This window comes from Nonlabens sp. Asnod2-A12 (genome assembly GCF_045063745.1).
Classification (GTDB): domain Bacteria; phylum Bacteroidota; class Bacteroidia; order Flavobacteriales; family Flavobacteriaceae; genus Nonlabens; species Nonlabens xylanidelens.
In genome coordinates this window covers 3,062,461-3,077,959 of record NZ_JBEFOB010000003.1, presented here as the reverse complement: position 1 = coordinate 3,077,959, position 15,499 = coordinate 3,062,461, and the positions used below count along the sequence as shown (strand labels likewise).

The window sequence follows — 15,499 nt, the reverse complement described above, 5'->3', positions numbered from 1 at the left end:
AAGCGTCGCATCTTTGCCATATAAATAAAAACAATAATTAAAATAAATAAATCATGAAAAAATTAATAACACTAGTAGTAATCGCTTTAGGAATGGGTATGACAACACAAGCTCAAGATAAAATGATGAAAGAAAAAATGATGGACCAGACGGTAAAGACTATCGCTCTAGAACAAGTAACTGGAGAATTTGTACAAAAACAAATTACTGTAGACGCTGGTACATATGTATTTGACATTAAAAACAACAACGTAGGTCACAATGTAGGTTTTGTACTTGTAAAAAAAGGACAAGATATTTCTAATCCAAAAAACCACATTAAAACTGCTTATGTAACAGAGCAAGTTGTAAATAACGGTACACAACATTCTAATGCGACAAAATTAGAAAAAGGTGAGTACGTATATTTTTGCCCATTAAATCCTACTTCTACAGATAACTTACTTATCGTAAAGTAATACGAGTGAAGTAATAGCTTTCCCCTCGATTGAGACTATTAGTCTGTTTAACTAGTTTCAATTTTAAATCCCAGTTTTAATTAACTGGGATTTTTTTTATGTAAGTATTTGGCATAGTTTTTACAGTAGTATGTGTGGTAGATTCTTATATTTGCCATCCGTGTTTTGAAATGTAAGTTTTATACGAGCATTTTAAAACAGGTGATTCATTTTCTTTTTATCATTAATGAGAATGAAAAAAAAATGGGGTCGACTGGTTTTGACAGCGAGACCGACTTGATTGTAAGCATGTAGAGCGCTGGGAAACAGCTCTTAAATCTCATTTTTCAAACTTTTTTAAACGGCGAGAATAACTACGCCCTAGCTGCATAATCCGAATTACAGTAGGATAGTGCCTCGGTCTACTAGGTAGACAAGCAGGAAATCTCTCAGGAGCCTTGATTTACGGCGACTGATTATGAGATTTCGTAAAAGTAAATCTATTCTCATCAGGGCTTTGATGATGAGGAGAAACTCAATTGAAGACAAGCGTAAAATTGGTAGTTCTTGACCGGCCTTACGACTGAAATTAATTAAGAACTAAACATGTAGAAAGCGATGAATTCGCTCGTTTGGACGAGAGTTCGATTCTCTCCGACTCCACTTTAAAGTCTCGTAAGCCCAGTGTTTACGAGGCTTTTCTTTTTGAGCTGTAAAAATAGCTGTAAATCACATCTATACGATATCTAGCTTAGTCGCTTTGTTATATGATGCGAATTTAGTAGTTTTAGTTTTATAACACCTTATAAGTAGTAAGATTATGCTCAAACTAAATACGATAAATCAGCACACCGCTATATTCTCTTTTTATGTACTTCTCAACTCAATCTCTCCTGTTTTTACGCAAAGATTGTTGAGAAATAAGAAATCATACTATTCTTTGATTTTTAGTCTTAGTCTATTAACAGTAAGTTTAACATTGTTCAGTCAATATTTCACCAAGGATTATGAGATTTTATCAAAACTTTCTATTTACGCTGGTATATTTTTACTAATTCTTTCAACTCTCCTTTTCGATGATTTTTGTAAAAATAAAGCGAAAGAGAAAACAGAAAATTTAGAAGATAAAAATGCTAAGAGATTAGATACTCTGGATATTAAAACTGAATCTATTACAGTTGAATTAAATAATATGGGAAGCGATTTATACGCTACAATTGACCTATCCAATAGAAAAAATACTCAATTAGAAACTGATATCAGCTCTTTAAATAAGAAGGTTAATTCAAAACACTTAGAGCAAATTAATAATGTAAAGGAATTAAAAAACCTAATCCATTCAGAAAATTCAAAATTAGAAACTGATATCAGCTCTTTAAATAAGAAGGTTAATTCAAAACACTTAGAGCAAATTAATAATGTAAAGGAATTAAAAAACCTAATCCATTCAGAAAATTCAAAATTAGAAACTGATATCAGCTCTTTAAATAAGAAGGTTAATTCAAAACACTTAGAGCAAATTAATAATGTAAAGGAATTAAAAAACCTAATCCATTCAGAAAATTCAAAATTAGAAACTGATATCAGCTCTTTAAATAAGAATGCTGATTCAAAACATTTACAACAAATTAAAAATGTAAAGGCATTAAAAAACCTAGTTCATTCAAAAAATATAAAATTAGAATCCTCAATTTTAATTATTAATGCAAGTATGATGACTTTGAAGAACCAGTTTCTTGAACTCCCTAGAATGTATATGAATAAAACTGATGAGAAGCTCTCAATAATAGAAGCAAACTCTATAGTTGAAAAGGGATTTCCTGAATTTTATGAAGCAGTGAAAAAACTTGACTATTTTGATCGAATTAATAACAAAATACGTTTTGAAGATTATCCTTTGACGGAACGTCAAGCATATCAAACTATGATAGTTTACTTTCAAAGAAAATATGAACTCCCAGCAAATGCTGGGAAAACAAAAATATATGATCTCTTCAATGAAAATTTTAAAATAAGAGGAGGATCTTTAAGTAGTGATAATTGGAATGGGTTTAAAATAAGTCATTTACCTAAAATTGATAGCAACTGCTTATATCAACATTTATTTAAAGATCTTATTATGTTAAATAAAACTCCGTGACAGAAAAATTGATATCTTAATTATACCATTTGAAGGAAATTTGTTGTGTTAAACAATAAAAACAATTCAACATGTCTACAAATGTCAACCCATTCACTCCTATCTTTAACGAGCTCGCTGAGATGAAAAAACTTCTCTTAAGTATCAAAAACGCTCCGAAAGAAGATTATTCTTTAAAGTATTACACGAGAAAGGAAGTTGCCGACTTAACTAACTCCTCAGTTCAAAGTGTGGACAACTACATTGAGAAAGGGTGGATTCAAGCTCAGAACTTTGGGCCTAAGAAAATACTGATCCACCATTACCAGATCTTCTCAAAAGAGGACAACTCTTTAATTAATTTTAAATACAAAAGAAAGGCTTAAAAGTTCATCACAACTTTTAAGCCTTTTGTATTTCTATCAACACCTACTAACTGCCGTAGATGACAAATTTACGGAAATAATCACTAAATATGTCAGATATACCATATTTAAGGATAGGTACATCCTATTATAGAATTGTACAAATCCCGACGTTGAATAATGAACTAAATGAAGCTTTACTAGAATGGAGCATCAATACGATAAAACTAGATCATAACTCTAAATATCTACATGACATTCCCAAATATTTAGGAAAAGTATGCTTTCCAGATCATTTCAATTTTCAAAAGGATATTCATGGATTCTACAATACCTACTCTCCATTTAAATGGAAACCTGAGAAAGGAAGTTGTGACTCAACTATTGGCTTTTTTAAACACATTTTTGGTGATCAAGTAGAGTTTGGACTAGATTATTTCAAATTATTATATGAAAAACCAACACAAAACTTACCTATTCTATGTCTGGTCAGTCGAGAAAGATCTACTGGAAAAACCTCTTTTCTAAAGTATCTAAAAGAAGTGTTTGGGTACAATATGACTTATTTGGATAGCCATTCAATGAGTGGCAATTTCAATTTAGATTGGGGAAACAAGTTAATTCTTGCCTGTGACGAAGCTTTCTTTGATAAAGCTGAAACAGTTGAAAAAATCAAACACTTATCTACCTCAAACAAGAATAAGATTGAGGCAAAGGGAAAAGAGAAATATGAAGTAGATTTTTTTGGACACTTTGTATTAACCAGCAACAGAGTAGATTCATTTATGAAAATTGATCAGGAAGAAACTAGACTCTGGGTACGTAAACTTCCTGTTCTCAAAACAGAAGATGTTCATTTTCTAAAAAAAGTGATTGAGGAAATACCAGCTTTTCTAAACTTTATAATAGAAAGGAAATTTGCTAGTGAAAATAAAACAAGGTCCTGGTTTACTCCAGAACAAATCTTTACTCCAGCCTTACAAGCTTTAAAAAACAACAGCAGAGATAAAGTAGGAAATGAAATTGCTCATTTTCTATTCACTGTTATGGAATCGCTAGATGTTAATGAGCTACAATTCATAGTAGGAGATTTAGCTGATGGCCTAAGCAAGTTCAGAAATAATATTACTCTAGCTGAAATTAGAAAAACCATTCAAAAAGAGTGGTCTTTGGAAGGGAAAGACAACTCTTATAATTATTCCAAATTCTATTACGATAAAGAAAAACATCTAAAGCTGAAAAAAGCAAAAGGACGCTATTTCACCATTACTAAAAGTTTCCTGATAGAAAAATTTGATGATTTGATGACCTAGCATTCTATATATACTCTAGAATCAGTAATAATAAGAGATAGAGGTCATCATCAATCCGTCATCAACACATCATCAAATCATCATTTGAATAATGAAAGGCTCTTCAATCAGAAAACTTAACCATCAATGATGATGCTTTGATGATGACAAAAAATCAGTATTACAAAGGGATTCAAGCCGGAAATCATCAAATCATCAAAATCATCACTTTATTAGAACTCAAAACATATCATACAATGAATTGTAAAGAAGCAAAAAACATATCCATTATACATTACCTATCAAGTATTGGTTTAAAACCTGAAAAAGATACCGATAATGAATCTTGGTATCTGTCACCATTCAGGACAGAATCAACAGCATCATTTAAAGTAGATCATATGAAGAATCTTTATTATGACTTCGGAGAAGGTATTGGAGGTACAATTATCGATCTAGTAATGAAAATCAGAAACTGCAATGTAGCTGAAGCTCTAAACGAACTCTCTAAGGAGTCTTTTTCTTTTCAAGAGCAAACTACTATTCCACAAATAAATATTGAACCCAAATACTTGATTAAAGCTATCAGACCATTATCTAGTCCAGCTTTACTAGAATATTTAAAGGAAAGAAAAATTGACTTGGCTATTGCAAAGCAATTTTGCTGTCAAATACATTATCAATTCTCATCTGACAAAACCTATTATGGAATAGGATTTAAAAATGATTTAAATGGCTATGAAATAAGAAATAGATATTTCAAAGGATGCTTAGGGAGAAAGTTTATTACAACTATTTCTCAAGAATCAAAAACACTTTCCCTTTTTGAATCTTGGTCGGACTTTCTTTCTTACCTCACTTTAAAAAAAGAAAAACCTGTTGAAGATTATATGATTCTAAATAGCACTTCTCTAGTTCGAAAATGTTTTGAGGATATTAAGAAATACGAGAGAGTAAAAACTTTTTTAGATAACGATGAAGCGGGAGAAAAAACGACTCTTCTATTAAGAAAAAATATGATTTGTGATTTTAAAGATTATAGAAAATACTTTGAAGGTTTTAAAGACTTAAATGATTTCTTAGTGAACCGAAAAAAATTGAATTGAGAGGTAATTCGAGTAGTGTTTAGAGGCTCACAAAAGTGACCATCTAAACGAACTCGAAATGCTCCCGATGGTCGGCATTTAAAAACAAAAAAATCATGAAACGTTCAAAGAGAATTCAGTTAAGAGTGACAGCATTAGAACATGCTCGGTATATGAAAATTGCTAAGAAAAATAGAATAAGTCTTGCTGAGTTTGTAAGAAAAAAATTAGATGGACAGCATCTCGATCCAAAGCTATCAAATAAAGATTTAGACTTAATGAAAAAACTATTAATCGAGTCGAACAGATGGCAAAGTATTAGTAATCTATTCAAAAAAAGAGATCCAAAAATTTCTGAAGAAGTCAGTGTTTTAATAAAAGAATTGAGAGAAATAATAATTCAAAATTTCAGATGATGGCACTTGCAAAATGTATATCCCACACTTCAGAAAGTATGGGATATGGATGGAATGAAAAAGAGAAAAATGCAACCGTTATTTCTCAAAAGCATATGATAGCTAATTCCCCAAAAGAGGCTGCAGAAATGTTCAAATTAGTACAGTCCACAAATAGTAATTGTGATAAAAACACCATTAGTGTTGTGCTTTCCAGATCTAACAAAGCGAACAATCATTTTACCAAAAAAGAATGGAAACAATACATCAAAGATTTTATAGAGGAAATGAATCTTGAAGAGCATCAACATATAGGATTTAGGCATTTTGATAAAAATCATGATCATGTTCATTTATATATAAACAGGATAAATTTTAAAGGTGAAGCATATAAGGATTCCTTCATTGGATCAGAGTGTGGTATAGCAGCTGATCGATTAAATATTAAATATGGTATTGAGCGTCCGAAACAAATCAAGAAAGATCGTGAAGAAAAGCTGAAGAGTGACCACAGAGATATTAGAGCATCAATTTACAAGCATCATTGTTTTGTATTAGATAAAATTAAACCTAGTAGTTATTCTGAATATGTTTCCGCTTTCGCGAAAGCGGACATAAAGGTACTAGCGGTTACAAGTAAAAATGGTCATCTCAATGGCTTCAGATATGAGAAGAATGGTATCTCATTCAAAGCAAGTCAAATTCATCGATCTATGAGTTTAGTCAATTTGAACAAAGTCTTATTTCCTTCTATGAATAACAACGAATTGAAAAAACAGAATTTTAGATCTTATAATGGTAGTTATGGTGCTAAAGGAAATCAAAATGACATTTTAGAACAGTTAGATAGCTATACAAGTTCTTACAGTTCTCCTATCGTTCCAAGTGACCAAGTTCAGGATTTTGGACCAGGTGATGATGAAATCATTAAAAAGAAGAGAAAGAAGAAAAAACGTAGGGGAAGATCAATATAATTAAAATTAAAAATTATGGCAAAAACAAAAGCAGAACAGAATCAAGAGATTCTATTAGAAAATCTATTAAAGATTTCAGAACAGGTAAATAGTCTGAGTATTGAAAAACTAACTACTAAAAGTGAATTATCTACCTTCAAGAGTAGTATTGCAAATCAACTAGACTCAGCAAAAGAGAACTTACAAAAAAACCAGTTAAGGCTAGACAAAGAAATTAAACTCTCACGAACAAAAGCGTTTGAAGACTTCTTATGGATCAAAAAAGTATTAGGCCATCAAATTAAAAATGACAAAGCAGAAACTATTCTTCAACTTTCTGGATCGACTTATAGTACTTTAAATGATCTCAAAAATATAAATCAAACAATAGTGGATAAAGTATGGTATTTGAGATTCTATCCTTATGTCGTAGGTCTAGGTCTAGCCACCTTAATGTTCTTCTCTATAGAGAGAAGTAGAGATGCATTTGAAAGCGGAAGAAAAGAAGGAGTACAAATTGCTAACAAAGATTTTTCTTTATTCTTAGAAAGTTCACCAAATGCTCTTAAAGAATATCACTCATGGTCATCCAATAAAAAAGAACCTTCCTTTTTAGAAACAATAGAATTAATTATAAATAACTAATAAAACAACAAAGAAATACTTCAAGCATTAGGGTTGATCTAATAACATTTATTAAATTTAGCCTATCAATTTATCAGTAAATTGATTTAAAATATTGAAAGCGTTTAGCTTCTGATTTGGTTTTAAAACTCGCCAGTTTTCACAGTAAACAAAAGCATATTATGAAGATAGGTGTTACCAGAAATTTAAAGCAAAGAATAAGCAGTATAGAGAACTCTACTGGATTTAGAGTTCATCATGAACGTATTAATATAATAACACATACCAATAATTCAACAATATTATTACTTGAAAAAAATTTATTAGACATCTCCAAGAAATGGAAAGCCATATGGGATCCGGAAATAAATTTCAGTGGAATGCACGAATTTAGACTTTTAAAAAGTTGTTCCTCGATGTTGGATGACTACCTTTATAATCAAAAAACATATGGTTATGAATATAATTTTTATACAGGAGTAGATCTTTGTGGTCAGTATAGTCACAAACTTCCTAAAGTTTATTACCCTATAAATGAAACTATTAAAGGAATATCACCTATACTTCAAAAAGATATCCAAAAATTCTGTGATCAAAAAAACATCAAATTTTACGACTTTGTAAATCTCGCTATATTTAAAGCCTTAGAAAAAGAAGGCGAGCAAAGAGCAGATATAGAAATAAGAAATTATGACGATTATTACAAGATCTAAATCTATAAACGAATTGTCTTAATATATAAATGAACATATGAAAAATGCATTAACATACATTGAAGAACTGGAGAAACGAGCATCTTGTAGTATAAATATTAATTACTCTTTTGAAGGATTAACAAGTGAAGCTTCCTTTGATGACTACATAACTAATATTATCTATTGCGAGTTTGGGGAGATTACTGATATAGAAGAATTAGAAAACCAGGAATATGAAGTTTATAAAAGTTTTTGTGAATCAAATGAGGATATAGATTTAATGGAACAATACGTCTGTTTATCAATGCAGCTGGATTTTGTTTTATCGCTTAAAGATCTATTGGCTGGCATGAATATTTCGATTGAACAAATTGACGAATTTGAGGATGAAGGGTTTTAAGGCCTTGATTAATAGCATTATTTAATGCTGTTTTAACTCTAACTGCTCCAGATGAAAAACAAGTACGAGGATACCAAACGCCCATAGGAATTGAGTTTTAGTTTCTTTGTACCCTATTAAGTCCTCTACTTGATTTTCTTCTGTCAAATCGATATGAGCGATAACCTTTTTTATATTTTTAGGACTTATTAGGTTTGTTTTATAACTATCAGAACCTAGGGCTGCTTTAAACTCATCAGCAGTCCTTTCATAATTCTTATTGTGAAGTATTCCTGCTATTTTCTTCTTTTTTATTGCTTTTAATCTACCCCAATTACCTTCTCCTTGCCAAAATTCCAAAATCTTATAGGTTTCTAATAAGGTAAAATTTCGCCGTCCACTCAGACCATTATCTTTAAAAAATGATCCAAAGTATTTATTATCACGAGCATTTAATAAAGTTTTAATTCTTTCCCTTTGAACCAAAGTTTCTACTTTTAAATGGACTTGATTTAGGTGAATTCTTTCCTCTATTTCCTCCTTATGGGTTTAATGAAACCTTAGAGCGACAGCTCGTTTATCCTGCAGTAGTAGATATCTGTTTAACCATTCGTAAATCTATTTTGAAATATGAAGGTAAAGAAGCTGGAGACGACGACACGGAAGATATTATGACACTTCGCACCATGCTCAACTTTGAACGTGCCTACGAGCTTGAAATGAAGCAAGAAACTGGAATGAAAGATGAATTTGGTAAAACCTATCGCAAGATGCCTAACGGGAAAACACTCAAGGATTCTTTACACAGCTACTTCATTGCTATGACTAAAGAAAAAGCGGAACACATCAAGACTAAAATTAATCTGGAAGGCTTTTTAAATTTTTATAAAAGTAGTGGGATGAAGCAGGCTTTTATTACGGAGTTTAAAAGACGGATTGGGTAGTGGGAATTAAAAAGCCCGCAGCAAGTGCGGGCTTATTCTTTATTATTTTATAGTGCAGAACTATAGCACAATGTATAGTCGGGCACTGGGCTGCAAATATATACAGCATTTTAAAGATAGCAAAATATATTCCAAACTAAAAATTATATCCCATTTTTGACTCAATAATATGTTTCAACACTTGATTTTCAGCGTGTTTGTTGAATAATCTTTGAATGTCTTCCTGCATTTCATCGTGGCGTGTTGTAGATATTTGTGATAAGATATAGAGAATAACTTTTATAGACGAGTCAAGAGAGTGTCTATTATCATTATTGAATTCAAATGCTGGAATACGATTTATACCTTTTGGTGTATGAAAATCAAAAATTACGGCACTGTGTGCACAGACATTTCTAACTTGTTTAATAGTGGTCATAAAGTTGATGAATTTTTTTACATCTCTAATATCGTAGCAACCGGCAATTCTCTTTTTTATCTCTTCGTCCTTTAGAGATGTAAATGTTTTAAGTATTCCACCAAAAGTAAAAAACTCAATAGTTTTCCACGCTGGCGCATATCTATCATTGATATAATTTTTATGATGATTTTTTATAGGTTTATTATTTCTAATAAATTCATCATCATAATACTTGCCAAAATTCTGAATATAGGTATTAGACATTGCGGAAGCATCTACAAACCAAGTTGGAGATGTCTTGTATTTATTGGATACATAATACACCAGTTTTGTTCTAAAATTGATTTCAATACGATTCATATATCTAGAAAGTATGTTACGCAAGTCGACATCTAAATAATAAAGAGCGATGATATCTGAAAATTTTGTATCAGGTTTCAAAGTATGCTTTGCGTCAATTTCAAATGGTTGCCAATAGAAGCCAAGACGGTAATATCCTATATCTAAAAGAAACTCTTTGATTTTGGATACTTCATAATCTAACACCATACCGCGTTCTTGAAGAAGCTCAATCTGACGGTCTATACTTGTGGCCTTTCTTCCCATTCTAATCTTGCTATTTTAAATGTTTTTATTTTTTAATGATCTAGACAAAAGTTCAATAACTTCTTCATCAGTAAAATTCTCATTCGATTCTAGTATCTCCTTTATTTCGTCACTTTGATTTTTTAGCGAATTCAAAAGATATTTGAACTGAATACCTACTTTGTTTTTGGATTTGTTCTCTAAAGTCATCGAAACTTCATCTTTATATGACATAAATGAATCATATAACTTATGATAAGCATTACCAATACCACCAGAAAAAGGCATCATTACAGGTACTGTATCTTCTCTTCCACCAGTAAGTATTTGATCATTTGATATACCTGGATAAGGGTCAATATAGAAAATCTTCCTTATACCTAATTGATAGGCTTTTTTTGAGCACAACTCACAAGGACTTGCAGTAGTAAAAAGTATGCCTTTAGCGACTCCTTGACCTCCTAACTTAGTTATTTGAAGCATAGCATTTTCTTCTGCGTGTAATGAACGAGTATGTACTTGATTAGCTTCTCCTTCGTAATGATTATGTACTGTTTTGAAACAAAATGAACAATTTTTACCGTTCAAGTCTTGTTTATTTTTATTTAGAGCATCGGCGAAGTAATCTTTGATAGCTTCCTTAAAGTCTCCCGGAGAATCACCCTTATACTTATAAGCTGAGTTACTAGAAACATTGCCCTTTTCAAAAGGGCTATAATGCCTTGATTTTATCAATAATTCTTCATCTTCGTTATTAATTAGATCTTCTACGTTTCTAAGATTACAAGGAGTATGACCTTTTGCAACGTCGTTCCAACCAATAGATTTGACGTGAAAAGCTTCATCAGTTATAGCAGCACCAACATTTCTTGAAATACATCCAGAATTTAACTTAGCGGTGTTTGCAACTTGCATACATCTTTCAACTGCACTGGGAGTTATAATCCCAGGTTGATTTATAAGTGCAATCAATTTGAGTAGCTGTTCCTCCCTAGTTAAAAAGTTATGCTTACCAAATGGTGGTTTATACTTTTCTAAAAAGTCCTCTAGTAATGATAATTTAAGATTAAGAATATGAAAATCACTTTTTTGAATACAATTTTCTACATCTGGAGCATAAAATTTTCCTTTTGCAAAATCCCCTGTTTTATATTCTATTGCATCTAATTCTAAAATTTTGGTAGCCACTTCAGATTGCTCTTGAGGATCTTCAATTGTATGTGATAATCTATCTATTATACGAGTTTTAGAATTTTCTAAAACATCTTTCGTTGCCAACATATAAAATGCAGAATAGCGCTCTTTAAAAAACATAATTTCTAAAGAGTTTCTCAAGGAGTCAATTACAATTTTTGTAGAATTTTCTCCATCTGTATGTTTTTTAGCCTTAATAATTCTATTAATTACGGATGCTATTGTGTAAATATACTCGACACTTACATTATCAGTCTTAATTGGGTCACCACATTGTCGAATATTACAAGCGATGTGGTGTAACATATTTGTACCTCGATAGTGACCTTCAGATCCAAGTGCGTCAAATATTTTCGAGCATAGACTGCGGAATTTTTTGCCAAAAAAAATAGTGCTAAGTTCTTTTAACTCTTCTTCCTCTCTAATGGTTGTCAAAGAATCTAGTTTCTGCAATCTATTAATGGTATTCTTAAATTCTTTATGTATAGATGTTATTTTAGGAAAGATGTTTTGAAAAGCTTTGCTATTATCATCATTTTTGTGTTCTTTATAAAGACTTGAAAGTAATTTTTTAAGGTATTTAAGATCATTGCCGTGCTTATGAAAGAGAAATAAAATGATCACATTTTTATACTTAATCTTACTAAACCTAATCCAATTATCACCGTGACTCACGTATTTTTTAAGAATAGAATATTTTCTATAAAAAAGATCGGTTGAATCTAAATCTTCCAATTTTCTGAGACCTTTCTCCTCTAGTGTTTTATAATCTGAACAAAGCAAATTAGCAATTGTAGTGCAACCTGAGCCTGTTCTACCTGTAAGCCCTATAACCGTAAATTCTCTTCTTAAGGAGTATAAATGATCTAATTTCATAAACTTCTATTTATTTAATATCTTCTAAATCTCAAACCCACCTTCCAGAATAAATTTTTGTAGCAGTTTATCTACTTTAACATTTACCTTAAACGCTGGTATCGCTGTACCTTCAGTCTTTTCAAAGTAAACTTTTGCTTTGTCTTTATCTACGGTGTCTTTTAAGTCTGAAAAACGTCCGTACTCATCTATATTCTTCTCTGTACGACCAGAGTCCATCATTTCGCGTAAGCGTGTTTCGTCTAACCCTAAAACGGTAGCCACTTTTTTAATCTGATCGTTCTTTGCGTTATACTGGTAGATAGTTATGTAATCTTTAAGTGTTTTGCCAGCTTCTAATTGTGCATTACCGCGTTGTACATCGTGCAAAAACAAGTTAGCGTACTTCTGTTGCTCTTGTGTTAAGCTTGCAAAGGACTTGTGCAACTCGTTCAAAGTTTGCTGAAGCTCTTCTTTACTTACGTCTTTACTTTGCAGTTTTTTGAGGTACTTCTCAAAACGTGAGTTCATATAATCTGCATCGATCTTACCGGTGTCTATTTCTGTTAGATGTCCATTGATTTCATAAGGTGAACTAAAATCGCCACCGCCACCTATGCCTAAAAGTTCCTTATATCTTAGTACAAGAATCAAGTAGGTGTCTTCGTCCAGTGCAAGTTGAATCACTTTCCTGTCTTTGCCTTTGCCAAAAATATATTCTAATGTATTCCAAGTAAAGCCTTGTACTCTTGCAGCTTCCATAAATGTATTAAACTCATTGAACAGCTTTGCAAAACGACCACGTTCCGATAAATCTTCTGGTAGCTTTTCAAAGTTGGAAACACCTGCGCTATCAAACAGCTCTTCTATTTCAGAATAGGTAGCATTCATTACACTAAGATTAAAATCTAAGTGCTGCACAAATAGCCCGATTGCCTTATCTCCAGAATACAATTTAATTGCCGAATTTATATTACGATGCATAGTGTGTGGTCTGCGGTAATATCGGATGGTACCGTGTGGCTTATCTGGTCCAAAAAGACGGTTTGTGCGTGAGAAGGCTTGTATGATATTTTCATACTGCATACGCTTATCCATATATAGCGTGTTTACCCATTTACTATCAAAACCTGTTAGCATTTGATCTACCACAATCATTATGTCCAACTGTTTTTCGGGCGCTGTTTCTATACGTTGATAAGGTTGTTTATGAGACATTCTCGAAGCAATGTCCTTTTTCATTTTACCAAAGGTGGGCAATTTAAAGTCCTGACCATAACGCTCGTTGTAGTCTTCGATAATTTCAACAAGCGCTTCTTCTTTATATTCAGATCCACCATTATTATCTATAGAAGGATCAAACAATGCTGTTATTTTTAAATGTGGCGCAGCCGCTTTTAACGCACGATAATAGGTTATTGCCATTGGGATACTACTGGTGGCAAATATGGCGTGAAATTTACTATTCTGGCTCAAAACCAACCAGTTGTCCAAAATATCTTCTATCACTAAATTATAGTGCTGTGATCTATCGTATTGTGACTCTGGAATGTGATCTTCAATACCAGTTTCATAAGTTCCAGCAGTTGTATATGCGCCTGCCATCTCCACATCATTCATATACTTTAGGAAGATTTTCTTCTTTTTAGTATCTGCAAGTGCTTCTTCTACGGTTTGTGCTTTTGCTTTTTCTAACGCTACAGCAGTGCGTAAATCTTTGTCTTTATAGGTTAAGACTTTATAGGGATCAAAGCCTAAAACGTTTTTATCACTGATACCATCTCTAATCGTGTAGCGGTGCAACTCGTTACCAAAAACGGTACTCGTGGTATTCATTTTCTTTTGGTTCTCTTTTTCAATAGGTGTGCCTGTAAAACCAAAGAAAATTGCCCAAGGAAATGTTTCCTTAATCACAATCAACATATCGCCAAAGGTGCTACGATGCGCTTCATCTATAATAAAAACAATACGCTTGCTGTTCATTATTTTAATATCTGCTCCATTTGCGCCTTCTTCTTCGTTGATGAGGCTCATCTTTTGGATAGAGGTCACGATAAGTGTATTTGCAGGATCACCACTTTTTAGTTTGGTAATCAATACACCTGTATTTTCAGTCGCTTGTACGTCTTCATCATCATCAGAAAAAGCACGGTATTCTTTTAAGGATTGCGTACCTAACTCAATACGATCCATTAAGAAAATAACTTTATCTGCATCTTTAGAGCTGGCTATAAGTTGCGCGCTCTTAAAACTGGTCATTGTTTTACCAGAGCCTGTGGTGTGCCACACATAACCACCAAGTGCCTGTTTACTTTTCCAATCGGTTTTAGCTACTTTATCGCTAATGGCATTTGCAGCATAATACTGATAACTTCGCATTACTTTAAGTACGCCATCACTACTATCTGGTACGGTATAAAAACCGATAAGCTGATGCGCCATTGGTATAGATAGTAAAGAGGTTGCGATATCACTCCAATTATTTATAGGCTCGTTATTAAAGTCTGCCCAAGTGAAATAAAAGTCTTTATTGAATTTGCCGTCTGGACCAGGATTTGCAAAGTATTTGGTTTGCTCAGGCTCCATCGCTACAAATACTTGCACTAGTGCAAACAGTCCAGAAAACTTACCAGCCTTAGCATATTTTTCTATTTGATTATAGGCTTGACTTACTGGCACATTACTGCGTTTAAGCTCTATATGTATCAATGGCATACCGTTTATAAGCAACATTACATCGCCGCGATGGTCGCCTAAAATGGCTTTCTTTTTGTCAAATCTGGGTTGTTGTACGATTTGATACCTGCTTTGTCCTGCTGCTATCTCGTGACGGTCATAAATTTTTAAACTTACTTCTTTACCAAAGTGCAAAGTATCCTTTTGATTATCGCGCGTGATGGTTACCGTTTTCCCATTTATAAAACCGTTTAATCGCAATGGTGTGCGCAGCTCATTAATTTGCTCCAGTATTTGTTGCATCTCGCCACTGGTTAATGAGTGGTCATTCAACCTATCGATATCGCGGTTGTTCTCAAAAAGAATGCTTGCCCAATTATCCAGTAAGTCTTTTTCTGTTGGGTTTTTTATAACCTCACTTTCCCAACCTTTATGAGATAGCGCCTCAATTAAAGCGGCTTCAAAATCACTTTCTTTATGAAATATTGTTGTCATATACTG

Annotated in this window: 15 protein-coding genes and 1 other RNA gene; 12 read left to right on the top strand and 4 right to left on the bottom strand. The window is 32.5% G+C overall.

The annotated features are described in order from the left end of the window. Positions 1–53 precede the first annotated feature (53 nt). The 11 genes from ACJJVJ_RS13915 (at position 54) to ACJJVJ_RS13865 (ending at position 8,365) form a co-directional block, all read left to right on the top strand. Positions 54–458 carry a plastocyanin/azurin family copper-binding protein gene (locus ACJJVJ_RS13915; protein WP_405371017.1) on the top strand — a complete coding sequence of 135 codons (405 nt, stop codon included), beginning with the start codon at positions 54–56 and terminating at the stop codon, positions 456–458. Between the two features lie 245 nt (positions 459–703). Beyond that, positions 704–1,103, top strand: a transfer-messenger RNA (tmRNA) gene (gene ssrA, locus ACJJVJ_RS13910). A 154-nt stretch (positions 1,104–1,257) separates the two neighbouring features. Then, a complete protein-coding gene (locus tag ACJJVJ_RS13905; RefSeq protein ID WP_405371015.1) occupies positions 1,258–2,577 on the top strand; it encodes a hypothetical protein in 1,320 nt (439 codons plus the stop codon). A 71-nt stretch (positions 2,578–2,648) separates the two neighbouring features. Then, entirely contained in the window at positions 2,649–2,942 is a 294-nt protein-coding gene (locus tag ACJJVJ_RS13900) for a hypothetical protein (protein WP_405371013.1), read from the top strand. 89 nt (positions 2,943–3,031) lie between these two features. Beyond that, positions 3,032–4,234: a primase-helicase family protein gene (locus ACJJVJ_RS13895; RefSeq protein ID WP_405371011.1), complete on the top strand. Its 1,203-nt coding sequence runs from the start codon at positions 3,032–3,034 to the stop codon at positions 4,232–4,234. Between the two features lie 140 nt (positions 4,235–4,374). Beyond that, on the top strand, positions 4,375–5,319 hold the full coding sequence (locus ACJJVJ_RS13890; RefSeq protein WP_405371010.1) for a toprim domain-containing protein: 945 nt from the start codon (positions 4,375–4,377) through the stop codon (positions 5,317–5,319). Between the two features lie 95 nt (positions 5,320–5,414). Further along, entirely contained in the window at positions 5,415–5,714 is a 300-nt protein-coding gene (locus tag ACJJVJ_RS13885) for a plasmid mobilization protein (RefSeq protein WP_405371008.1), read from the top strand. Further along, positions 5,714–6,667: a relaxase/mobilization nuclease domain-containing protein gene (locus tag ACJJVJ_RS13880; protein ID WP_405371006.1), complete on the top strand. Its 954-nt coding sequence runs from the start codon at positions 5,714–5,716 to the stop codon at positions 6,665–6,667. Before ACJJVJ_RS13885 ends, ACJJVJ_RS13880 begins: the two co-directional genes overlap by 1 nt. Before the next feature lie 15 nt (positions 6,668–6,682). After that, positions 6,683–7,291 (top strand): hypothetical protein, encoded by a 609-nt coding sequence (locus ACJJVJ_RS13875; protein WP_405371004.1) that lies wholly within the window; start codon positions 6,683–6,685, stop codon positions 7,289–7,291. A gap of 359 nt (positions 7,292–7,650) precedes the next feature. After that, on the top strand, positions 7,651–7,983 hold the full coding sequence (locus tag ACJJVJ_RS13870; RefSeq protein ID WP_405371003.1) for a hypothetical protein: 333 nt from the start codon (positions 7,651–7,653) through the stop codon (positions 7,981–7,983). A 37-nt stretch (positions 7,984–8,020) separates the two neighbouring features. Further along, positions 8,021–8,365, top strand: a complete 345-nt coding sequence (locus ACJJVJ_RS13865) for a hypothetical protein (RefSeq protein ID WP_405371001.1) — start codon at positions 8,021–8,023, stop codon at positions 8,363–8,365. 21 nt (positions 8,366–8,386) lie between these two features. Here ACJJVJ_RS13865 and ACJJVJ_RS13860 read toward each other — a convergent pair whose 3' ends face one another. Further along, on the bottom strand, positions 8,387–8,830 hold the full coding sequence (locus ACJJVJ_RS13860) for a hypothetical protein (protein ID WP_405370999.1): 444 nt from the start codon (positions 8,828–8,830) through the stop codon (positions 8,387–8,389). Between the two features lie 137 nt (positions 8,831–8,967). Between ACJJVJ_RS13860 and ACJJVJ_RS13855 the strand changes: the two genes are divergently transcribed. Beyond that, positions 8,968–9,288 carry a hypothetical protein gene (locus tag ACJJVJ_RS13855; protein WP_405370997.1) on the top strand — a complete coding sequence of 107 codons (321 nt, stop codon included), beginning with the start codon at positions 8,968–8,970 and terminating at the stop codon, positions 9,286–9,288. A 136-nt stretch (positions 9,289–9,424) separates the two neighbouring features. Here the strand turns inward: ACJJVJ_RS13855 and ACJJVJ_RS13850 are convergent, their stop codons facing one another. The 3 genes from ACJJVJ_RS13850 to ACJJVJ_RS13840 are packed head-to-tail and all read right to left on the bottom strand — an operon-like array spanning position 9,425 to position 15,493. Beyond that, positions 9,425–10,294: an Abi family protein gene (locus tag ACJJVJ_RS13850; protein ID WP_405370995.1), complete on the bottom strand. Its 870-nt coding sequence runs from the start codon at positions 10,292–10,294 to the stop codon at positions 9,425–9,427. Positions 10,295–10,309: 15 nt separating this feature from the next. Then, on the bottom strand, positions 10,310–12,343 hold the full coding sequence (locus ACJJVJ_RS13845) for a hypothetical protein (protein ID WP_405370993.1): 2,034 nt from the start codon (positions 12,341–12,343) through the stop codon (positions 10,310–10,312). Positions 12,344–12,367: 24 nt separating this feature from the next. After that, positions 12,368–15,493, bottom strand: coding sequence for a type I restriction endonuclease subunit R (locus ACJJVJ_RS13840; protein ID WP_405370991.1), 3,126 nt, complete (start codon positions 15,491–15,493; stop codon positions 12,368–12,370). Between the last annotated feature and the right edge of the window lie 6 nt (positions 15,494–15,499).